The sequence below is a fragment of the Dysgonomonas sp. 520 genome, assembly GCF_010501095.1.
Lineage (GTDB): Bacteria > Bacteroidota > Bacteroidia > Bacteroidales > Dysgonomonadaceae > QVMP01.
This window is the reverse complement of record NZ_QVMP01000003.1, coordinates 1-23,403: the sequence shown is the minus strand read 5'-3', so window position 1 is coordinate 23,403 and position 23,403 is coordinate 1. Positions and strand designations below refer to the sequence as shown.

Genomic DNA, 23,403 nt, shown 5'->3' with positions numbered 1-23,403 from the left:
AGAGCAATAATCAAAATATTTATTGTTTTTCAGGTTTCAGTCTAATATATTTACTGCTTAAAATATGACATTTCCCTTTATAATTAAAAGCAACAATGCCAATTTGCAAGTACAATATAAATTTTAACCAATTAGTAAAATAAAAAACGGTCATCACTAGTGATGACCGTTTCGTCTCCTTCTTTCATTTATATTAACTCAATACTCCTTCACTAAATTTTCCGGATTTGCTTTTCCTGCAAAAGGAACAAAGGAGAAACCATAATTCATCGATTGATTCGATTTTATTTGATACTGATCATGTGGCATCAATCCCCATGAATTATCACCACCCACACCCGACATTCCATAATCGATGAAAAGATCGACTAACTTTTGAGGAACAGCATCGTACATGTGGCGTTGTTTTGGTTGAGCCAAACGGGCTCTACCGTCGTCACGCCCATCGCCGCTGTCGAGCATCTCCATTGGATAATTGGATACATTCATTTCCAAAGTATTATCTGCTACGATCATTAATCCACTTCCTTTTTTAGCTGTCAGCGCAAACCATCTGACATCTGTACGATGACTATTTTCCTGCGGACGGACATAATCTTCATACAACTCACTTATCTTGAACGAGTAACGATCTACAAAACAAGATGTTTTTCTGTCACTGTAATTTTCCCAAGGTCCACGCCCGTAATAAGTAAGCAGGTCAAAATCGACAGGAAGCTGCATACGCAGCCCAACACGAGGGATGAACGAGGTTTCGGCATTGCGGGTCGTAATTGCATTATTCACCTTAACGACGCCATTGCTTAATGCTGTGTAGCTAATATTCCATTCAACTTGCGGTTTAGCATAAGTGTAGGTACAGGAAATTGTACCCGTTGCTGCATCTACTTTCATATTTTTCACGGCAGGAAGCTGTTCCGAAATATATTTCCACTCTTTCCATGTATCGAAATTCTTGAATCCGAAATCATTATCAAGGGGTGCGCGCCAAAATGTGGGGCGTGGCCCGAATTGTGATAAAATATATTCTGTTCCTTTATATTTATATGAAGTGAGCAGACCGCTCGCCTTATCAAAAACAGCATTAAAATCTTTGCCCGATATCAACACCTGAGTTGATGTTTCGGTTAATTTAGCCGGACTTATCGGGTCACTCTTATCTTTTTGGTATGTATTGATGCTCTTTTGTTCGCGGGCAATCACATATCCAACAGGCAAGAAAGGTTCTTCAGTCTTTATTTTCGCTTCAAAAGAAATCTGATAATCCGTTGAACTTGCATTTGTGGATGGTATATTGTTCAACTTGAAAGTCTTGGTTTCGTTCGGAGCTACATTTACTGATAATTTTTCAGTATGGATTACTTTTCCGTTGCCTTTTATTGTATAATAAAAATCGTATTTATTCAGATTGGTAAAAGAGAAATCGTTGTAAATGTCAATTGTTGATTTTTGGGGATCAAAATTCTTGAAAATAACATTCTGATACACTTTTCTCATTTCTTCGGTAGCAGGTTTCACTGTTCGGTCTGGATAAACCAATCCGTTTATACAGAAAATACCATCCGACGGCGTTCCCTCTTTGCCATAGTCTCCGCCATAAGTCCAATATTTTTTCCCGTCTTTTGTTTTCTCAAGCATTCCCTGATCAACCCAATCCCAGATGCAGCCACCCTGAAGAATAGGATATTTGTGGATGATATCCCAATAGTCTTGAAAATTTCCTAAACTATTGCCCATAGCGTGAGCATATTCACACAAAATAAGAGGGCGGTCCGACTTGGGGTCGTTAGCATAATTTTCTATTTGTTGCGGCGTGTGATACATAGGGCAGAATATATCCGTATTCCATTGCATCCATGCCTGTTCATACTGTATCGGACGTGAAGGATCTTGTTCTTTTAGCCAGGCATAAGTTGTATAGAAACAAACTCCGTTTCCGGCCTCGTTTCCTAACGACCAGATGATAATGCTCGGATGATTCTTATCTCTTTCATACATATTAACAGTGCGAGACATGTGTGCGTCAATGAAATCGGGATTGTTACCTAACGTTCCTCCTTTTCTCAGGTCATACCACATCCCGTGCGATTCTATATTGGCTTCGTCAATCACATACAATCCATATTCGTCACATAATTCATAAAAACGCTCTTGCTGAGGATAATGACACGTGCGAATCGTATTAACATTATAACGTTTAAACAATTCAAAATCTTTGCGCATCAGGTCTTCTTGCACATAGTGACCTGTTATTTCATCGTGCTCGTGCAAATTGACACCTTTCACCAGAATAGGTTGTCCATTCACCAAAAGCCGGCGGTTTTTGATCTCAATAGTGCGGAAACCGATCTTTGTACTTGTCGATTCCAATACTTGTCCTTTAGCATCTTTCAATGTGACTAATAATGTATAAAGATTGGGGGTTTCTGCTGTCCAATGAGCAACATTCTGAATGGTATAGGTAGGAAAAGTAAGGTTTTCCTGCGGTCCTATATCACTGAACGTTTTTTGCGCAGAAGCTATTTCCTTGCCTTTACTGTCAAGGATTTTATAGCTGACACTTCCCGATTCTTTTTGTTGGGTTGCACTACCTAATTTTACATTCAAATCGAATAATCCATTTTTGAAATCTGCACTTAACGGAGTTTTTACACCAAAATCCTGTATTCGGAGCTTGGGTTGTGCGTATAGGTATACATCACGCTCGAAACCCGATATGCGCCAAAAATCCTGACCTTCGAGATAAGTGGCATCAGAAAGACGGTGGATTTGCACGGCAATTATATTTTTTCCGGGTTTTACATGCTCCGTTATATTGAAACGGGCAGGAACTTTTGATTCTTTGTTCATCCCCACAAATGTTCCGTTTATGTAATAGTAGGCAGCACTTTTTGCTCCGTCCGAACTCAGGTATATTTCTTTTCCGCTCCAGTTGTCAGGCAAAACAAACTCCCGTCTGTAACTTCCTGTCGGATTCCATTCTTTCGGAACATACGGAGGGTTAGGTTTATCCCAATAAGGTTTATGTCCGGGAGAAATGAATTCGTAAGAAACGTTTACATAAATAGGCACTCCAAATCCCTGACGTTCCCAGTTGCCCGGCACAGAAATATCTGCCCAATTGCCGACATTGTAAGACGGCTTCATAAAATCTTTAGGAGCCTCGTCTATTGTTTCGGCATAATTGAATTTCCATTTGCCATTCAACGACAGATAGAAAGACCCCGAAGAGCGTTCGTTCTTCAAAGCATTTTCTTCGTTGGTGTAAGATGTAAACGAAGCTCTGGCTGGCTCTCGGTTGATATTTGTCAGTTTCGGATTGGTTATCTCGGCATACCTGTCCGACTGGGCAAAACACATTCCGGCTAGTGCGAGAAGTGTAAGGGCTAGTAGATTCCTTTTCATATTTTTATTTATAATAGAGTTTATCTTGAATAAGATTATATATATCGTTTTCAACTAATTACTTTAAATTCTCCTTCCAGACCATCAGCACTGTTGGTTGCAATCCAAACCTTAAAGTCGCCCGGCTCCAGAACAAATTGATTGTCATTATTCCAGAAAGACAATTGTTCCGGAGATAATGTAAAACTGACTTCTTTTGTTTCTCCCGCATCCAGGCAAATACGGCTGAAATCTTTCAATTCTTTCACCGGACGGGTTATCGAAGCATACATATCACGGATATATAACTGTACAACTTCGGTAGCCTTAATTTTTCCGGTATTAGTAACGGTACAAGATACGGTTAAAAATTCTGTTTTACCTATTTCGGACTTCGATATTTTCAGGTTTTTATACTCAAAGGTGGTGTAAGATAGTCCATAGCCAAAGGGAAAAAGAGGTTTATCTCCTGCATCAAGATAATAACTCCTGTTGCCTAACGACATTTGAGGCGCTTCGGGCGAGATGTCATTTATTCTTGGGGAATCGTCTAAAGGAGGGCGTCCCGTATTTTTATGATTATAGTAGATTGGGATTTGTCCTACCATAGCAGGATAAGTAATTGGCAATTTACCGCTAGGCACAATATCGCCGAAAAGCAATTCTGCAATAGCCAAGCCGCCCATCGTTCCCGGATGCCACGCATACAACAAGCCGTTGACTAATGGCAATTCTTTATAAATCTCTACCGGTCGGCCTGCCATGATAATCATGACAATGGGTTTACCCGCTTTCTTCAACTCTGATAACAATTCAGATTGAACACCCGGCAGGCTTATATCGGCTCTGCACCGTGCCTCACCCGACAATATTGATTCTTCTCCGGCAAAAAATAATATGACATCACTTGCCTTTGCGGCAGCCAAAGCATCTCCAAATCCGGATTTATTTGCATCGCGGCTGTGAGTCAGGGTTTTTACATAATTTATTTTTACTTTATCTCCATACCGGTCTTTCAACGCCTGCATTGGTGTAACCGAATGTTCTTTTTCCCCGTCAAAAACCCAAGTACCCATCTGGTCGTGTGCAGCATCGGCCAAAGGACCTATCACGGCAATACTTTTCACACTTTCGGTCAGAGGCAAAACACTGTTTTCGTTCTTCAACAAAACAACACTTTGCGCAGCAATCTTTTTTGCTTTCTCCAGAAAAGCTTTTTCATAAAACGGAGACGAACGGTTTATGTTAATATATGGATTATCGAAAAGTCCCAAACGAAATTTGAGACGCAAAATATTACGCACAGCATCGTCAACGGAAGATTCTTTTATTTTGCCATCTTCAATCAGTTTTTTCAATCCCGAAATATATGCTTCGCCCATCATATCCATGTCTATCCCTGCATTTATCCCTTTTTCTGTTGCTTCGAGGCTATCTTTACAATATCCGTGGATAATCATTTCCGTAATTGAAGACCAATCGCTGACCAATACGCCATCAAAACCCCACTCTTTGCGAAGTATATCTTTTGTTAAGAAAGGATTGCCCGAACAAGGCACTCCGTTAATTTCATTAAACGAGGTCATAAAAGTTGCGCACCCGGCATCTACCGCCGCCTTGAAAGGAACCAGATAGGTATTTCTCAATTGCTCATTCGAAATGTGTGTAGTGTTATAATCCCTACCCCCTTCCGTGGCTCCGTATCCCACAAAATGTTTTGCACAAGCAGCTAAGGATGTGGGATCGGACAAATCGTTGCCTTGCAAACCTTTAATCATTGCAGCACCCATCGTCCCACTCAGAAAGGGGTCTTCTCCCATACTTTCGGCAATGCGCCCCCAGCGAGAATCGCACGACACATCAATCATTGGTGCGAATGTCCAGCGAATGCCCACCGATGTTGCCTCGATGGCAGTAATACGCCCGGCTTCTTCAACCAGTTTAGGATTCCAGCTTGCCGCCTGTCCTAACGGGATTGGAAATATGGTCTTATAGCCATGAATTATGTCACGCGCAAATAGTATGGGGATTCCTAAACGGGTTTCTTCTACTGCAATTTTCTGCAATTCATTTAATGTTTTAGGGTCTACTTCATTCAGAACAGAACCTACTTCGCCCCGTTTTATTCTTTCATGCAGATCGTCGAATGCCCCTTCACTGTTGAGTTGATTCATTTGTCCGATTTTCTCTTCCAACGTCATCCGGGAAAGCAATTTTTCAACTTTCTCTTCTATGGGGTCTTTCGTTGTGCTACAAGAGGCAAATAATCCGATTGAGACTAGTGCTAATATGAAATTTTTGTAAAACATAAGTTCTATTATTTTTTATCCGACAATCGTATTTCCAACCATTTATTCAGCGAACCTGTCCATTGATCGTAATATGTAAAGTTTTTGTACATTCCCCAACCATGACCACCGGTAGGATATATATGCATTTCGGCAGGCACTTTGTTGTTGTTCAAAGATTGATAATAACGGATACTGTTTGTTGAGGGAACAATATTGTCATTATCGCTCAGCACGATAAACGCAGGAGGGGTTTCCGCTTTCACCTGACACTCGTTAGAATACAATGCTATTTCTTCTTTCGCAGGATTCTCGCCCAAAAGTTGCTGAAACGACCCTGAGTGGGTAAACTCCTCATCCATCGTAATGACAGGATACAACAAAATTTGGAAATCAGGACGGGTATCATTGTCAAAATGTGTGGCAAGAGTTGAAGCCACATGTCCTCCCGCTGATGAACCCATAATCCCGATTTTTTTCGGGTTGATGCTCCAATCTTTTGCGTGTAAACGGACGAGTCTCATAGCCTGTTTGGCATCGGTTAAAGGAATTTCAGGATTTCCGTCAGGCAATCTGTATTTCAAAATTATGAAAGTTATGCCCCGATCATTGAACCAGGGGGCGAAAGAATATCCCTCTTTGTTCATTTCCAAATATTTGTATCCTCCTCCCGGACAGGCTATCACAGCCATACCATTGGGTTTGTCGGATAAATAAACCCTTATAGAAGGTGTGTTTTCGTCAACAATACGTTTGGTATCGTAGAGAGGTATTTCAAGGTATTCTTGACCCGACAAGGATACATTTACGAAAATGAACAGAATTATACATATTGCCTTTATTTTCATATCAGAAAGTTTTTTATGATACTATTTACGCAAAAAAGTCATCTTGACTTTTTGCTTTGTACATTTTTGTCATCCTGAGAGTATCGAAGGATCTATATTTTCCAGATGTTTCACTTACGTTCAACATGACAAAGTCCTAAAATAATCATAATTTAAAAAAGTCAAGATGACTTCAAATCAATAGGTTTTTATTGTACAATATCTTTCCAGTAGGGGCGAATAAACATTCGCCCGATGGTGTAGTCACAAGGGCGTAAGATTTTACGCCCCTACTTTCGGGCAGACCAGAGGCCTGCCCCTACATCAATAAATTTTATTGTAGGGGTGGGTGTTGACTACATTACATTCCGTCGAAACAACGTTCGACGAAACGCATGTGAGTCAATGCTATTTCTACTCCACCCGTGGATTCGTCGAATAAAAACCAACTACCGATTGGCATCATTTACTTATCTTGACAAAAGTGACTCCGTGAGAAGGTACTGTTGCAGAAAAACCGATGTCAAAATTGCCGATGTCTTCTTGCTTCCACAGATTGCGCACTTTTCTGTTTCCGGTGATTTTTAATTGTTCCCACAAAACAGAAATATTTTGCTCCTTTTCTCCCAGATTGAATAAGCCTACCGCTTGAGAGCCGTCGCTCAACGGCTTAGACCATACTTCGATCATTTTGTCATCATCTTTGTACACCCTCTCGCCTTGTATTCCCAGAATATCCTGATTTACGGCTATAACTTCCCTGTTTTTCAGCAAATTCAGTGTAAAATTGTCCATTTTGCTCAAATCGCAACCCATCAACAGAGGTGCTGCCAAAATACTCCATAAAGAGATGTGAACGTATTGTTCGTCAGGAGAAAGGTTTGTTTGACGGATGCCATCGCCCCAACCAACTTTGCCAACAACCAGCATATCCGGATCATTCCAACTACCCGGCGATGCATACGGCTGCCATTTGTTCTGTAAAAAGCCGATAGTAGTCATACTGCACCACGAGTCGGTGATATCGCCTGTTGTGCGCCACGCATTAGTCAGCCTGTTCCAGTCTTTTGCCAGATCGAAGGGTGCAGCATTGGAGATTGTATATACGATATTCCTCCCCGATTTGCGAAGCTGATCGGTCATTTCTTCCGTATTTTTTATATCATTCGTAACCCAATCGTATTTTAAGTAATCAATTCCCCATTCAGCCCATTGCTTTACATCATTCTCTGCGAAAGAATATTCACCCACACGGCGTGAAGAATTTATAATTTCTCCTTCGGGTGTATCTGCACTTCCTCCAACAAATCCGGCAAATGTTTGAACCCAGGGAGAAGAGTAGATGCCCACTTTCAAACCTTTGCTGTGGATGTAATCGACCAATGCCTTCATATCCGGGAATTTTTCGTTAGGCATGATTGCATGATACTTACCTCCTCGTTTTCCTTGCCATCCGTCATCTATATTAATGTAAGCATATCCGTAGTCCGTCAATCTTAAATCGACCATAGCGTCGGCCATTGCTCGTATCTTAGCATCGTCAATATCAGCACCGAAGACATTCCAGCTATTCCATCCCATAGGCGGGGTCAATGCCAGCTTTTCGCCTACCTCGAAAGTAAACCGGTGTGTGTCTGATCCGTATGTGTTTGTTGCTGTAATATCAAACGTATAAGTTCCTTTTTCCTTAATTTTACCTGTAACGATTCCTGTGTTCGTATCTAAAGATAAACCTGCCGGAAGATTTTTAGCCTCAACCTTTAATGGTCTTTCTCCCGAAACAGGAATTGTAAATATTATAGGGCAACCCGGATGAGTGCCATAACGATATGGCGCATTCAGTAAGGGTTTTCGGGATGCCGGGGGAGTCTGTATATATATAGCCTCCTGAGGTCTTTTTATTGTATATGGTGGTTTTCCTGTATATTCAAGTTTTGCATTTACCCAATCGGCACGATCTCCGGCTATACCATCACCGGCATGATCGGTACGTAAGACAAGTGATTTTATATTTTTGAGAGAGACATCTATATTTTTCGCTTTATCGCCTGCGCGCATTATTCCGCTTCGCCACAGGATGTTGTTGTCGCCCAATACGACAAACTCTACCGATGCCTGTTTCAGTTCATGCTCAGGTGCAGAATCATCAATCCCTACCTGCGCTTTGAAAGATTTTGCTTTGCCATCGAGCTCAACTCTGATGACACCGAACGCATGTGTACCAATGCCTCGCTTCAATGTATCGCCTGCTATAACAAGAGGTGTTCTCCACATAGACTGGTTGACACGGGTAATTCCGGCTGCCTGATCGGCGTTAGTCATGTCCAGTTCGTCTAACCAAACAGTGCGGGGAGAAGCACATGAAAAAAGAAATAACAGGAGTAGAAAGAAGATAGCTGAGGATTTCATAGTATTTTGATTATTAAAACGTATAAGGTTCTGATTTTTTTTTCAATTATCAGGACAGGAAGTTTTTAGGTTCTTCCTGCCCTAATATCTTTTTTAACGGGACGTACTTTCTATTTTACAATTTTCAATACACCTGCATTTTCTATCTGAATAGCATACACACCCGATGAAAGATTGCTTAGATCAATATTTTGTCCGTTATAGACAGCAGATTCTACCAAACGGCCGCTTAAATCACAAACAGATATTTTCGAATTATCTTTCACGTCGAATAATTGTAAAGTACCATTGTTGTAGATATATTTCACGTCTGAATATTTTGTATCCTTAATTCCTGACGATGCCAATCCTTTGAAAGTCATATCGCCATATTTCGCATTTCTTTTCCATGCAAAATAGTCATCTCCCGACCAACCAAGTATCACTTTACGTCCATCAGCGTAATTTATACAATCAGCACCTTCCAGATCGAAAAGAATTGTTTGCCCTTCCGCAAATTTATCCATGTAAGTATCAGGAATAACGATGTCGTTGCTCAACATCACCTCGACATTATAACCATCGGCTGTTTTCACTGTAGTGTATTCATAGCCTGATATCTGATCGTCTACGATCATAGCCTTTGCATAACCTACGCCCGTAGCACGGTTTTCAGTGTTTCCTACCGAAATACGTAATTGAGTATCCGATGTTCCGTCCATAGCTGCAGGAATATTGTCGATACTAGACCTAAGCCCTGTTGCGCTAAAGTACATCTCCAGATTGTCTATATTGGTATCTCCCTTTATCTGATCTTTGTCGTAAGGAATATAAGTTGCGTCTTTTACCTTGATAAAAAGATAGATGAAAGTATCGTCATACACTGCTTTGAATGTGGCTGCATAACCGGTTGTATTAGATGCATTGGCGTCCAACAAACGATCCAGAGAGTGCTCTTTTACATCCGTAGAAGCCCATATTCCTTCATTGTCGATACCGTCCACTGTAATACGTTCTGTTGTCTTGTAAACATTTATAGTTTTATAATTTTCAAAATAACCGGGATCTTGAGCCATCACAGAAGCTGATCCGCAAAACATCATTGCAGCCAAAGTTAAAAAAGTACATTTTCTTTTCATAATTCATGTTTTTTTTATGATTAATAATATCTCCGGGGATACACCCCGGAGGCGCTGATTTTTTAATTAATACCCATCGTTTTGCAACAATTTATTCATCCCCACTATCTGTCTCTCCTTCAATGGGATTGGTAGCCTGTGGTGCTTTTTAGGATTAAAACCTCGCGAACCGAATAGGTCTTCCGCTTTGTTCAATCGGAGATAGTCGAACCATAAGTGTCCTTCCAGGCAAAGTTCTTTTTCTCTTTCGGCAATCAATTCGTCCATAAAATCGCCACCAGCAAAGTCGACAGGCGAGCCTGCCGTATGGATAGGATAACCCCACGCACGACGTCTTACCTTGTTCAGATATTCTGTTGCATTGGTTTGATCTCCTTCACGATAACAAGCCTCGGCATATTGCAGATACATATCTCCCAAGCGGAATATACGCTGATTGATAGAATTATAGCCATCAAATCCGGGTAGGTTTTCTGCCGACCAACTATCAACAGAATTGTAAGGTATGTATTTTTTAAACCCGTAATAGTTAGTCGAATATGGTTCTGTTTTACTTACATTCCAAGTATAAGAAATACTGTCTCTGTTGGGGATATAGAAAGAATCATACATACGAGGATCTGTATTTTTTTCCGATGCAGAGGAAATGATTTTTATATATTTACTGTCAACTGTTCCCCAGCGTGTATCGTCTTTTTTAATATCAAAATTGGTTATGCCTTCATTCTCAAAACGAGTATTGATTTCCGTTGCCAAAGCATCCCAATCGCCTGTATACAAGTCGAATAAATCTTCCTGGGTAAGAACAAAACTTCCTATCGACTGTTTGAATGCCAACTCCGCAACCAGTTGCAATGCTCTGCGTGGACGAGCTTGTAGAATATACTTTTCCGGATGGGCAATTATGTCGTCATATATCTCTTGATCGAGTTGAAATCCGCCCCTGAACTTGTTTACGTATTCCATCGAAACGTTTACCGTACCCCAATGTTTAGGATCGGGCCCAAAATTACGCCACATATACGACCCCAATACCACATCGGACGTAATGGTCTGAAATTGCACTTCAAAGATGGATTCGGGATTATTTTCGTGATCCAGATCAAAGTTGTGAGCATAGGTTTCCATCAATTCATATTTGCCTGTTTTCATCGACTCTTCAAACCACTTTTTAGCTTCTTTATAATCTTCAAGATACATGTATACTTGTCCCAGATAGCCTGCTGCTGCACCTTTTGTGGCAGCACCCAATTTATCATTGCCCCACGATTCGGGAAGTAGTTCATAAGCTGTTTTGAAATTACGGATCACTTCCGTCCAACATTCGCCCAACGTATTACGCGATTTGTACAGTTGTTCTTTATTTACGACCAATGTGTCTACTATCGGTACACCCAATTCATTAGGATTGTAGTTGGGGTGCGATGGCAACTTGTCTCCAAAAGAGCGGGTCAGATAGAAGTAGCCTAATCCACGCAAAAAGTTACATTCACCTATCAGGCGCATGAGTTCGGCTTTCTGATCATCGGTTGCCGTATTCACAAAAGCAGGGTCTTCATTCAGTATATACATTTTAGAGCAAGCATCGTTTGATCTGGCAACGAGGCCATAAAGATCTTTCCAATATCCTCCGATGAATGCGGAGCCATCGTTATAGCCATAATTCGTCATCATTTTTATATTCTCATCCAGATGCCTGTATTCCAGTTCGTTGGTAGCGAAATCGAGATAGTAATAAATTTGCGACCGGAACAAGCGTAAGCCATACAATCCGGAATATGCACCGTTTACAGCTATTTGCGCATTTTCTACCGATGTAATCAGTCCATCGGCAGGTACTCCCCCATAGTTTTTTATATCGTCGAACATATCTTCGCAGCCATTTAGAGAGAAAAAGGCTACTATTGCAATTAATACTTTTGATATATATTTCATGATTGATATTTTTTTTAGATTAACATAGCGAATTAGAAATCGACCTGAACACCACAAATAAAAGATTTACTCTGAGGATAAGTGCCATAGTCTATTCCGGAGGAGGTAATATCCCTAGACACAAATTCAGGATCGAAGCCTTCATATTTGGTAAATGTCAGTAGATTCTGACCCGAAACATAGAATCTGCATTTAGATATAAATGTTTTTTCCAACCATCTTTTCGGCATTGTGAAACCTAATTGTATGTTTTTCAGCCTCAGGTATGAACCATCTTCAATAAACCATGTGGAAGCAGTACCTTTGTTTACATTCGGGTCGCCATTTGCCAATCTGAAATTTTTATTCGTACTTCCCGGTCCTGTCCAACGATCCAATGCATAGTTAGTTGTGTTATAATCGCTAAAGAAAACATGTGTTTTGCTTCTGAAATCGTTGAACACATCATTCCCCTGAATACCTTGGAAGAACAGACCTAAATCAAACATTTTATAGTTCATATTGATATTAAAACCATACGTGAAATCGGGCCAAGGGTCACCAACCTTTGTGATATCTTTAGCATCTATATGTCCATCATTATTCACATCTTTGAAGCGCAAATCGCCCGGAGCGGTTCCCGATTTCTGATAGTGATCCCATCCTTTTTCCTGAGCCATTTGGTTGTATTGATCCACCTCTTCTTGTGTTTGAAATACGCCATCTGTCTTGTATGCGAAGAATGTGCCTATTGGTAAACCTTTCATTGTATAAGAGATTTTAGCTGAATTTTTCAATACGTTACCACCAACAACTTGTTCGTTGTCGCCATAAGTTTCTATTACTTTATTCTTGAAATATCCGATATTTGCGCTAACGGAATAATTAAAGTCTTTATTAATTTGGTCACGCCAGCCAATTTCAAAGTCGCAACCTACGTTTCTTATCTTTCCCACATTGACCATATACCCCGGAGTATCTCCTGTACTTTTACCCATTCCTACCATATCTGGTATCGAACTGCTTAAGAGTGCATCTTTCGTATTCTTTATATACCAGTCGAAAGAGAATGTAAGGCGATTATTCAACATTGCTACATCTAGTCCAATGTCGGTGGTTGAGATTTCTTCCCATTTTATCTCATCGTTCGGAAGATAATCTAACCTGATTCCTGTAACGGACTTTTGATCTACACCGGGACCAAAAGCATAATTTGCTTCCGGGGTTATGTAATTAGAAGTATACAGGAACTGAGGAATACCAGAATTACCCAGAATACCCCAAGATGCACGTAGCTTGAGAGATGACAGCCAATCCAGATTTTTATTTTCCTTAATAAAGTTCTCGTCACTTATTCTCCATGCTCCCGAAAAAGAAGGGAAAGTTCCCCAACGGTGCTTCTTCGAAAAGCGATCTGATGCGTCACGCCGCATAACTGCCGTAAACAGATATTTATCCTTATAGCCATAATTTAAACGTCCAAAATAAGATAAGGTTACATTATTGCTATAATGGTCATTTACAATGCGAAACGAAGGGTCTGCTAATGAAACCTGATAAATGCCTCCCAACATATTGGTTGCATACGACCTCACTCCTCTTCCTCCCCCTCTGCTGGTTTCCGTACCCAACATAAAAGTAACAGAATGGTCTTTAAATTTCTCGCTATAAGTTGCTACAACGTTTCCTGTGAGGCCATATCCACGGTCTACATTTTGCGTAACATAAGCCGATTGCTTTTTCTGTTCATGATACTTATATGCAGCTTTTTCAATATGTGTGCTTCCCGAACCAAATCCTGCTCCCAATGTTGCAACAACACTAAGCTGCTTTATCGGTTGTATTTTCACAAACACATTACCGGTGATGTTGTATTTATCGTTTTTAGTACGGTACGACTCTTCGTCTGCCAATAAATTACTACCATCATAACCTAACATAGATTTTATATCGCCTTCTTTGCCTGTCACCGGATTTATAATCGGACTTCCATCCTGATTTGTTTTAGGAAAATAGCCAAATCCCCCGGGTTGATTTGTGGCATCGTATGGCATCATGAAGGGAACGGTACGCATATAATTATTCAGGTAGTCGGCATTCGAGTTAGGGTTGTCTTTCGTATAGGTAATTTGCATCGATTCGCCAAACGAAAGCCATTTGTTTACTTTAACGTCAGAGTTCAGTCGTAGAGAGTAACGCTTAAACTCCGTGTCGATATATGTCCCTTTCTCGTTGTAATGATTGAAGGATGCATAATAGTTGTAGTCATCGCCTCCTTTAGAAAAAGATAGATCGTAGTTTTGAGTAATTCCTTGCGAAAAGATGCGATCCCTCCAGTTGTAATCGGCATTTGTTAAATCAAAATCTAGAGCATAAGCTGCCTGACTATCTGAGAATTGATAATTGAGCATTTCTTGTTCTGTCATTCTGCCCTGACCATTGAAGTCTTCTATGCGAAGCTCTTTAAATTGCCTGGTAGATAACATTTTGGGTAAGTTGATAGGATTGTTGAACCCGACGTATGCATTGAAGCTCATCTTGGCTTCTCCTTTTTTACCTCTTTTGGTAGTAACTAATACTACACCATTGGCAGCAGCAGCACCATAAATGGCGGCAGCAGAGGCATCTTTTAATATTTCTATCGATTCCGCATCATTCATGTTAAATTCCGCTCCCGGATTTTGTTGCACTCCATCAATGATCCACAACGGACCACTTGCAGTAAAAGATCCTACACCACGGATTTTCACATCTGCTGTTTCGCCGGGCTTTCCACTTTTTCGGGAAACAGAAACTCCCGCTACTTTACCTTGCAGGGCAGCCTCTATACCTGCGGATGCAGTATTGGCAAGTTCCGAGGCTTTCACCGACGACACTGCGCCCGTAAGGTCACTTTTCTTTATTGTACCGTAGCCAATAGCTACAACCTCATCCAGAATGTTTACATCGTCATCCAATGTAATATTCAGTTCGGTTTTGTTTCCAACCTCTATGGTTTTGGTTTTGTAGCCTATATAACTAAACACCAAACTTGCTTTTTGAGGAACGTTGATCGAAAATTTTCCGTCGAAATCGGTAGTTGTACCTGTTGATGACGGTGCATTGCCCGTTTTCACCATTATGGTTACCCCGATCAGAGGTTCGTTTTGTACGGAAGTGACGGTTCCTGTCACTGTCGCTGTTTGAGCTTTTAAACAATTTACTCCATATATAAATATGAAAGTAAACAAGAATAATTTTTTCAAATGTTTTTCCATATACCTAGATTTCGATTTAAGGTTATCATATAATTCATGGACTTCTGAGATTGACACAAAGATAGATTACAACAGTATAGTATTGACCAATAAAGCGGCTACAAAATAGGAACAAAACCGAGACAAAGTGGCGAAAAAGCACGGTTTAACCTACTTGGCTAATGTTTTTAACAGGAAGTGTATTAATACCTTATTTGATTGTAGGGGCAGGCTTCTAGTCTACCCGAAAGTAGGGGCGTAAAATCTTATGCCCGATATATTCTCGGACAAATGCAATTTGTCTCCACTTTTTCAAATACTAATTCACATGAACTAAGAATTGTACTAAAAAGAAAAATGATTCTAATTTTTTGTATCTTTAAAATAAATCTGATAGCTTTGTATGGCTATACTAAATTTTTTTGAGGACTTTAAATTTTACCCAAACGCACTATCCGAAAAATGGCTTCCCAAAGAGATTATACAAAAGATATTATTGAAGAGTATAATATTCGTTTACGCTCGTGGGGGAATTCCAACACATGGGGATTAACCGAATTCAAAATGCTTGAAGATTTGATATACGAGTCTTCCAAGATGCGTATTAATGCAAATACGTTGAAACGGTTTTTTCAGCAAAAAACATCAAATCCTCAATTGGCAACAAATAATGCCTTATGTATTTTTCTAGGCTATTCGGGTTATGCCGAGTTTGTGATGAAAAAGACCCAGGAAGTTGCAGAAAACAACCCAAGCGTAGAAACAGAACCCTCACAGGAAATACAAGAAGAGACAAAGCCAAATACTACAACTCAGCCGCCCATCGTTTCCGACAACAATAGTAATCAAAAACAAAGAAGAAGTACTTCTATTCGGAAATACTCGCAGAGAAGTATAATCCCGGTTGTTGTTGGCATTATAATATTGCTGGTGATTGGGTTTTGGGACAAAATTCAAGAAAAGTACGAGAATCATCTGATTTCATCTGTTGTTTTCGAATCTGTCTTGACCAAAGGTGCGTCGCCGTTCACAATGAAAGTAGTGTATGATATTCCCGAACAGCTGATAGACAGCATGTCCGTTGTCTGTGTTGAAGCCAATGGAGACATCACCGTGAGGAAACTAACTAATAACCGCCACGAGACGTATGCAACATTCATTTATCCGGGAAGAGGTCATTGTTACCTGAAGTATAAAGATAAAATAATCAGGACGATAGAAGTGGAATCCCGAACAACGGGATGGTCTGCCTATCTTATGGAGGAGCGAACAAACTCTTACCTGTATTTTCCCAACGATAGTTTGGATACACAAAAAGGTCATTTAACCTTACCTTTAAATAAAATTCCACGAGAGATTGTTGATCACGAAAAAGTTGGCGACAACAGGCTGTTTGTTAGTTACACATACTACACCGACAGCATAGTAGATGGCGATAATTTAATATTCGAAGCCCGTTTGCGGAACTCTAAAGAAGAAGATAGCGGGATTCAGTGTTACGACGTCATGATGTATATTTTCTCGAATACCGGTTTTCATGGACTTGCTTTGAATAGTGATGGATGCCAATCGTATCGAAAATTTGTCAGTAGCGAAAACGAAGAAAAGGGAGATCAGCACGATTTGAGTTATATAAAATTTGATCCTGATTCATGGCATATAATGAGAATAGAGGTGATTGATAAAAAAACTACATTCTATCTTGACGGAAAGGAGATCAGAAGTATGAACTACAACACAAGTCTGGGTACTGCCAACGAGCTAACACTAAGATTTAAAGGATGTGGTGCTGTGGACTATGTGAAGGTGATGAACCTTGACAAGAAAGTTGTATACGAAAAGCAGTTCGGAGAAAAGAAATAAAGAACTGCCCGAAAAAGCAGAAACCGGAACACATACTACAATTCTGAAATTACGTATGGAAATAGGTGCAATCCTTGATAAAATATACAAACTCCCGACAGCATCAAAAGAAAGCATAGTTGACGCCACTGTTGAAGTAGAGTACCCCAAAGGGTATCGTTTGCTTAGTGCGGATATGGTGGAAAGAAATATCTATTTCATCAAAAAAGGTATTGTTCGTGCCTATATAAACTCTCCGGAAGGAGAAGTCACTTTTTGGTTTGGAAAAGAGGGTGACACCATAGTTTCGATGCAAAGTTATGTCAACTCCCTGAAAGGATATGAAAATATAGAACTACTTGAAGATTGCACATTATACAAACTGAATACAAATGCTTTGACCGATTTGTACGTAAAGGATGTGAATATCGCTAATCTGGGGAGAAAATTTGCCGAACAAGAACTTCTCAAAACCGAACAAAGATTCATCGAAAGGTTATTTAAACCTGCTTCGGACAGATATAGTGAACTAATCAAAAATAACCCGGAACTACTTCAGCGGGTACAGTTGTCGTATATTGCTTCTTATCTGGGAATAACTCAGGTTTCACTAAGCCGGATCAGGGCTAAATTGAAATAGCAATTTTTTATCATTTGTTAATTCCTGTTTGATTTCAATTCAAGACCTTTGTGTTAGAAATTATAAATGTTGGTTTAAATTGTACAATAGTCTACCTAGTAGGGGCGTAAGATTTTACGCCCTCATGTCAACGATATCGGGCGAAATATTTTTCGCCCCTACTTTCGGGCAGACCAGAGGCCTGCCCCTACAAACGTACCCCCTCCCATCCTCCCCCTAAAGGTGGAGGTGTTTATTCTGTCGTCGCATGGGATTTACAATCCCATGCTTGGCTGCTATCCGGATTTTAAATCCGGTAAATAATAACTCCGAGGTTACAAACCCCAGAGAACAAAGGTGGCTTTTATTCCCTCTCTTTTGGAGAGATGTAGGGGGTGGGGTTTTACTCCACCCGGAAAACGTCGAATAAAAACCAACATTTTCAATTATTGATTCTCATTACTATGAATTGGATATTTTTAATTATCGCAGGACTATTTGAAGTCGGATTCACCTCATGCTTAGGCAAAATCAGGGAAACAACAGGAATCGAAAAATATTGGTGGACTGCAGGTTTTGTTGTCTTTTTGTTGTGCAGTATGCTTTTATTGATAAAAGCCACGCAAACTTTGCCTTTGGGTACGGCCTATGCCGTGTGGACGGGAATCGGAGCTGTCGGCACAGTCTTGATAGGAATCTTCATTTTTCACGAGCCTGTCAACTTTCTAAGGTTATTTTTTATTTCAACCCTCATTTTCTCTATTGTCGGCTTGAAAATCGTATCTCATTAAATTCCGTTTTCTATACTCCACCACCGACTAATCGGACAGAAAATAGAAGGAACTGTTTCCTTTTCAACTAAAATACCTAACTTTGGGCACGGCAAATGGCAGTGTATGACAGCCATCTGCCATCAATTTCAGTTATCAAGTATTTTGATCAACTGCATTTGTTTATGTGTATAAATAAATCTATAATAGAAAGATGAAAAAATCGTATGACCAGTTTTTGGCTCGTCAAGAGCTATTGAAAAAACAATATGACGAAACCTATTCCGAAAAACAGCATAAGCGGGGAAAACTAACTGCCCGCGAACGTATATTGCTACTTTTTGATGAGGGCACTTTTGAAGAAACCGATGCCTACACACCTCCGGCAAACGCTTCTTTCGGGAAAACAGTAAAAGCATTCGGCGACGGTGTAGTAACTGGCTTTGGTAGGGTGAACGGACGTTTGGTGTATGCCTATTCGCAAGACTTCAATGTGCTGGGCGGTTCGTTGGGTTCTATGCACGCTGCAAAAATTGTTAAGATACAAGATATGGCTCTGAAAACCGGTTCTCCGGTTGTAGGACTGATCGACTCGGGAGGTGCCCGTATACAGGAGGGAATCAGCAGTTTGAACGGTTATGCCGATATATTCAAACGTAACGTTTTGTCGTCGGGGGTCATCCCGCAGATATCGGTAATTATGGGGCCTGCCGCAGGTGGTGCCGTATATTCCCCTGCCCTGACCGACTTCATATTTATGACGGCCGACACCAGTTATATGTTCGTAACGGGGCCTAACGTTGTGAAGGAAGTTCTGAACGAAACAGTTACGACAGAAGATTTGGGTGGAGCTTCTGTGCATGGAACAAAATCGGGTGTGGCTGATTTTGTTTACAACGATGATGAAAATACCATATTGGGCGTAAAAAAGCTGCTTTCATATCTTCCGTCCAACAATATGGAGAATCCTCCTCTGATGGCATCGAAAGATTCGACTAACAGAAAAGAGGAAAGATTGAGGAATATTGTTCCCGAAGACCCCGATAAGCCTTACAATGTGAAAGACATTGTGGAACTGATTGTTGACAATGGAGATTATCTGGAAGTTGCCGAAAATCATGCCATGAACATCTTCACTGCCTTTGCCCGTATGGATGGGCAAGTGGTAGGTATTGTTGCCAACCAGCCAAAGGTTATGGCGGGAACGCTCGATATAGATTCTTCCGTTAAGGCGGCTCGTTTTATAAATATCTGCAATTCATTTAATATCCCCATCATCACGCTGGAAGACGTACCCGGATTCTTACCGGGAACTGACCAGGAACATGACGGGATTATCCGTCACGGGGCAAAACTTTTGTATGCCTACACGTTTGCCTCTGTTCCCAAAATAACAATCATTCTTCGCAAAGCATACGGCGGAGCTTATATCGTGATGAACAGTAAGGGCATCGGAGGCGATTTCAGTTTTGCATGGCCTACTGCCGAGATAGCCGTTATGGGACCTGACGGGGCCATCGCCATCCTCTACCGGAAAGAGCTGGCCGAATCGGAAGACCCTGTCATGCTGAAAAAGGAACTCACCCACAAGTATAGGGAAGAGGTTACAAACCCATATATTGCAGACGAAAAAGGATACATAGACGAAGTGATTGACCCTGCCCTTACACGCAGCAAGATTATCAATTGCCTGAAAGCTCTCGACCGCAAAACGGAACTTCGCCCGAAACGTAAACATGGAAATATGCCATTGTAATTTATTTACAAGTTACAGGACTTAAAACAAATATTATATGAAGCCTAAAGATAAAATAAATTCTATTCTCATAGCAAACAGAGGAGAAATCGCCATACGGATAGCGCAAACAGCTAAAAAGATGGGGATCGAATCGGTTGGAATAAGAACTCAGAAAGAACCTAACGCCCACTACCTTACACAGATGGATAGAATATTGGATTTTCCCGAAAGAGAAAAAAACGATATTCCCGAATTTCTTGATATCGAGAGCCTCGTTTTACTAGCCAAAAGGAATAAAATAGACGCTATTCACCCCGGATATGGCTATCTGTCCGAAAACGCACAGTTTGCGATACGGTGTACGGAAGAAGGAGTTATTTTCATTGGCCCTTCTCCCCGTGTTATCCAGAATATGGGTGATAAAGTGATTGCGAAGGAAATAGCTGCAAAAGGGAAAGTTCCGATGCTTGGAGGCAGCAAAGGATGCGTGGACACATTAGACGAAGCATTGGAAATAGCCAAGCAAATAGGCTATCCTCTCATAATAAAAGCATGTGCCGGAGGTGGCGGACGTGGTATGCGTATCGTTCGCAAGCAATCGGAAATGAAGCAGATGTATTTCTCGGCGGCGTCCGAAGCGCAATCGGCATTTAACAATCCGGAAGTGTTCATCGAAAAATACCTCGAAAATCCTCGCCATATCGAAGTGCAGATTGTAGCCGACAGTTACGGAAATGTAATTCATTTGGGCGAACGGGAGTGTTCCGTTCAACGGAAACACCAGAAGTTATTGGAAGAAGCCCCTTCACCCGCTCTGGACGAAGCCTTACGCAAAAGAATGACCGACGCTGCCATTTCGTTGGCAAAAGAAGCCGGATATGTAAGTCTGGGTACGGTAGAATTTTTGTTGGATAAAGATAAAAATTTCTACTTCATGGAAATGAATACCCGTGTGCAGGTAGAACACCCGGTAACTGAAATGATAACAGGGCTCGACCTGATAGAACTGCAGATACGTGTGGCCAACGGAGAAAAACTCCCGATAACACAAAACGATGTGAAACTGAACGGATGGGCCATCGAATGCCGGATAAACGCAGAAGATGTGCAGTCCGACTTTTCACCTTATCTGGGAGTGATAAAAGCATTGAAAATGCCAAAAGGTGAAGGTGTGAGAATTGACAGTGGTGTGACCGTGGGTTCGGAAATTACACCTCACTTCGACTCTATGATCGCAAAACTTATAGTCCATGCCAAAGACAGAAAAACCGTTATCGAGAACACATTGCATGCTCTGGACGATTTTCAGGTAAAGGGATTAAAGACAACAATACCTTTCGACAAAGCCGTTTTGCACAACGAAGTATTCCGGAAGGGTGACTTTGATACGTCTTTTATCGAAAAAGATATGGACTCGATGGTTTACCGGGAAAAAGACGAGGAGCTGTTAGCTGCATTGTTTGCCGTAAGTCATTTCGAGAAACAAAACAAGGCACAAGATTGCCGGAAAGAAGACCTCGATTTGTGGGCATTAAGAAACAGGATTAATAACATGTAATTAGCAAAAAGTGTATGAATACCCTAAATAAACAGTTGATTGCCCTCAACAAAGAATCGAACAAGGAATATAACTTCCTTTTGAGAGAAGACGGTAAAGTGGAATTCGATTCTAAAATATTAGATGAGATCGCTTACCCCATCGAGATTATATCGAATCATCAGAACGAGTATGAACTGCTTGTTAATGGTGTGAGTTACAGTTTTTCGGTAGAAACCCCATTTTCGCTGCAACGCAAAAAGATGTTGACATCGCAAGCCAGCGAATCGACAACCATCCGCCTGAAAGCACCTATGCCGGGAAAAATACTGGAAGTAATGGTAAAAACCGGAGATATGGTGAAAGCCGGAGACACATTGCTCATTCTGGAAGCGATGAAAATGCAAAACGCAATCCTAGCCAGCACAAAAGGCACAATCAAAAAAGTATTGATAAAAGAGGGCGATACCACAAGCAAAAGCGATTTGCTGATTGAGCTGGAAAAAGAAGTGTAAATTTTCGACGAAGTTATCATATAAAACGGGAGGATTACCCCCGTTTTTAAGAACAATTCAATTGTTAATGGCGTTTATTTAAGTAGAAAATGTGAATAAATACTTGAAAAAACCATGTTAGAAGAAGAAATTTTAGGAAACAGTGTTGAGAATTGGGGTATTTCTATACTCATAATCGTTAGCACCATTGTTATAGCTAAATTGATTTCCCTCCTTTTCAAGAGGGTGCTGAAATCGTTTACTCGCAAAACAGCAACCCAGCTGGACGACATTATATACGATTCGGTCGAGTCGCCGGTTTTGTTCGGTATAATATTGGTCGGAATCTGGATTGCAATTCACCGCCTTGCATATTCCGATGGCTTCGTCGATGCTGTCGACAGTGCATACAGAATACTTATTGTATTGAATATAACATGGATTGCCGCCAAGTTTACGAGCAATTTTCTGGATGTATATTGGGGAAACAAAAGCCACACCAAGAAAATGATGCCTATTGCCAAACGCTCTCTGTTGGTTATAGTTTGGATTATAGGTATAGTGATGGCATTGAGCAATGTAGGGGTAAACATTGGAGCATTATTGGGAACTCTTGGTATTGGTGGCATTGCTTTTGCACTGGCAGCACAAGACACGGTGAAAAATGTTTTCGGGGCATTTACCATACTTGCAGATAAACCGTTTAGCATTGGAAACACAGTGAGGATAGACAATTTTGAAGGAACCATTGTCGACATCGGTGTGCGCAGTACCAAAATGAGGGATTACAATAAAAGAATTGTCACATTTCCCAACTACAAAATAGCCGATGCCTCGGTAGTCAATATCACCGCCGAGCCGATGAGGCGGGTAGTGATGAAGATCGGGTTGACTTACGACACAACTCCCGAAAAGATGAACGAAGCCATGAATATACTAAAAGGCATTCCATCTAAGATAGAGTATGTGTCTCAGAACGGTCTGGTCGTGAATTTCTCCGACTTCACGGATTCTGCCCTTGTTGTCACTTTTATCTATTTTATAGAGAAAAAAGGTGACATAGGAAAAACATCGTCGAATGTGAATATGGAAATTCTAACCTCATTCAACCGCGCCAAGCTGAATTTTGCATTTCCCAGCCAAACGATATACATTGAAAAAGAGGGCTAATTAATTTAAGTTGCTACTTAAAATTTTCTAATAAAAAAGGCCAATCCATTACTTTTG

General features: G+C 40.7%; 14 protein-coding genes. 7 read left to right on the top strand and 7 right to left on the bottom strand.

The annotated features are described in order from the left end of the window. Positions 1-198: 198 nt before the first annotated feature. The 7 genes from D0T56_RS02620 to D0T56_RS02590 all read right to left on the bottom strand — a co-directional run bounded on the left by D0T56_RS02620 (position 199) and on the right by D0T56_RS02590 (position 15,197). Positions 199-3,405, bottom strand: a complete 3,207-nt coding sequence (locus D0T56_RS02620; protein WP_163318582.1) for a glycoside hydrolase family 2 TIM barrel-domain containing protein — start codon at positions 3,403-3,405, stop codon at positions 199-201. Between the two features lie 50 nt (positions 3,406-3,455). Continuing rightward, a complete protein-coding gene (bglX, locus tag D0T56_RS02615) occupies positions 3,456-5,693 on the bottom strand; it encodes a beta-glucosidase BglX (RefSeq protein ID WP_163318581.1) in 2,238 nt (745 codons plus the stop codon). A gap of 8 nt (positions 5,694-5,701) precedes the next feature. Continuing rightward, complete coding sequence (locus D0T56_RS02610) at positions 5,702-6,514, bottom strand: alpha/beta hydrolase (RefSeq protein WP_163318668.1); 813 nt, start codon at positions 6,512-6,514, stop codon at positions 5,702-5,704. Positions 6,515-6,961: 447 nt separating this feature from the next. Further along, entirely contained in the window at positions 6,962-8,908 is a 1,947-nt protein-coding gene (locus tag D0T56_RS02605) for an NPCBM/NEW2 domain-containing protein (RefSeq protein ID WP_163318580.1), read from the bottom strand. Positions 8,909-9,018: 110 nt separating this feature from the next. Beyond that, on the bottom strand, positions 9,019-10,026 hold the full coding sequence (locus tag D0T56_RS02600) for a sugar-binding protein (protein ID WP_163318579.1): 1,008 nt from the start codon (positions 10,024-10,026) through the stop codon (positions 9,019-9,021). A gap of 66 nt (positions 10,027-10,092) precedes the next feature. Beyond that, positions 10,093-11,961 carry a RagB/SusD family nutrient uptake outer membrane protein gene (locus tag D0T56_RS02595; protein WP_163318578.1) on the bottom strand — a complete coding sequence of 623 codons (1,869 nt, stop codon included), beginning with the start codon at positions 11,959-11,961 and terminating at the stop codon, positions 10,093-10,095. A 32-nt stretch (positions 11,962-11,993) separates the two neighbouring features. Further along, a complete protein-coding gene (locus D0T56_RS02590) occupies positions 11,994-15,197 on the bottom strand; it encodes a TonB-dependent receptor (RefSeq protein ID WP_163318577.1) in 3,204 nt (1,067 codons plus the stop codon). 441 nt (positions 15,198-15,638) lie between these two features. Here D0T56_RS02590 and D0T56_RS02585 point away from each other — a divergent pair, with 441 nt between their 5' ends. From D0T56_RS02585 to D0T56_RS02555, 7 genes are all read left to right on the top strand, one after another. Beyond that, positions 15,639-17,039 carry a hypothetical protein gene (locus D0T56_RS02585; RefSeq protein WP_163318576.1) on the top strand — a complete coding sequence of 467 codons (1,401 nt, stop codon included), beginning with the start codon at positions 15,639-15,641 and terminating at the stop codon, positions 17,037-17,039. Positions 17,040-17,094: 55 nt separating this feature from the next. After that, positions 17,095-17,658 (top strand): Crp/Fnr family transcriptional regulator, encoded by a 564-nt coding sequence (locus tag D0T56_RS02580; protein ID WP_163318667.1) that lies wholly within the window; start codon positions 17,095-17,097, stop codon positions 17,656-17,658. A gap of 443 nt (positions 17,659-18,101) precedes the next feature. Next, positions 18,102-18,428: a multidrug efflux SMR transporter gene (locus D0T56_RS02575; protein ID WP_163318575.1), complete on the top strand. Its 327-nt coding sequence runs from the start codon at positions 18,102-18,104 to the stop codon at positions 18,426-18,428. A 193-nt stretch (positions 18,429-18,621) separates the two neighbouring features. Then, positions 18,622-20,163, top strand: a complete 1,542-nt coding sequence (locus D0T56_RS02570) for an acyl-CoA carboxylase subunit beta (RefSeq protein WP_163318574.1) — start codon at positions 18,622-18,624, stop codon at positions 20,161-20,163. Between the two features lie 37 nt (positions 20,164-20,200). Beyond that, positions 20,201-21,703 carry an acetyl/propionyl/methylcrotonyl-CoA carboxylase subunit alpha gene (locus D0T56_RS02565; protein WP_163318573.1) on the top strand — a complete coding sequence of 501 codons (1,503 nt, stop codon included), beginning with the start codon at positions 20,201-20,203 and terminating at the stop codon, positions 21,701-21,703. A 14-nt stretch (positions 21,704-21,717) separates the two neighbouring features. Then, positions 21,718-22,197, top strand: coding sequence for an acetyl-CoA carboxylase biotin carboxyl carrier protein subunit (locus tag D0T56_RS02560; protein WP_163318572.1), 480 nt, complete (start codon positions 21,718-21,720; stop codon positions 22,195-22,197). 114 nt (positions 22,198-22,311) lie between these two features. Then, complete coding sequence (locus D0T56_RS02555) at positions 22,312-23,346, top strand: mechanosensitive ion channel family protein (RefSeq protein ID WP_163318571.1); 1,035 nt, start codon at positions 22,312-22,314, stop codon at positions 23,344-23,346. The last annotated feature ends 57 nt before the right edge of the window (positions 23,347-23,403 follow it).

Bases quoted from the DNA above. Each gene is read 5' to 3' on its own strand.
- D0T56_RS02575 (WP_163318575.1), top strand. From the start codon at position 18,102: ATGAATTGGATATTTTTAATTATCGCAGGACTATTTGAAGTCGGATTC.
- bglX (WP_163318581.1), bottom strand. From the start codon at position 5,693: ATGTTTTACAAAAATTTCATATTAGCACTAGTCTCAATCGGATTATTT.
- D0T56_RS02585 (WP_163318576.1), top strand. From the start codon at position 15,639: ATGGCTTCCCAAAGAGATTATACAAAAGATATTATTGAAGAGTATAAT.
- D0T56_RS02595 (WP_163318578.1), bottom strand. From the start codon at position 11,961: ATGAAATATATATCAAAAGTATTAATTGCAATAGTAGCCTTTTTCTCT.
- D0T56_RS02560 (WP_163318572.1), top strand. From the start codon at position 21,718: ATGAATACCCTAAATAAACAGTTGATTGCCCTCAACAAAGAATCGAAC.
- D0T56_RS02565 (WP_163318573.1), top strand. From the start codon at position 20,201: ATGAAGCCTAAAGATAAAATAAATTCTATTCTCATAGCAAACAGAGGA.
- D0T56_RS02570 (WP_163318574.1), top strand. From the start codon at position 18,622: ATGAAAAAATCGTATGACCAGTTTTTGGCTCGTCAAGAGCTATTGAAA.
- D0T56_RS02590 (WP_163318577.1), bottom strand. From the start codon at position 15,197: ATGGAAAAACATTTGAAAAAATTATTCTTGTTTACTTTCATATTTATA.
- D0T56_RS02620 (WP_163318582.1), bottom strand. From the start codon at position 3,405: ATGAAAAGGAATCTACTAGCCCTTACACTTCTCGCACTAGCCGGAATG.
- D0T56_RS02580 (WP_163318667.1), top strand. From the start codon at position 17,095: ATGGAAATAGGTGCAATCCTTGATAAAATATACAAACTCCCGACAGCA.
- D0T56_RS02555 (WP_163318571.1), top strand. From the start codon at position 22,312: ATGTTAGAAGAAGAAATTTTAGGAAACAGTGTTGAGAATTGGGGTATT.
- D0T56_RS02605 (WP_163318580.1), bottom strand. From the start codon at position 8,908: ATGAAATCCTCAGCTATCTTCTTTCTACTCCTGTTATTTCTTTTTTCA.
- D0T56_RS02600 (WP_163318579.1), bottom strand. From the start codon at position 10,026: ATGAAAAGAAAATGTACTTTTTTAACTTTGGCTGCAATGATGTTTTGC.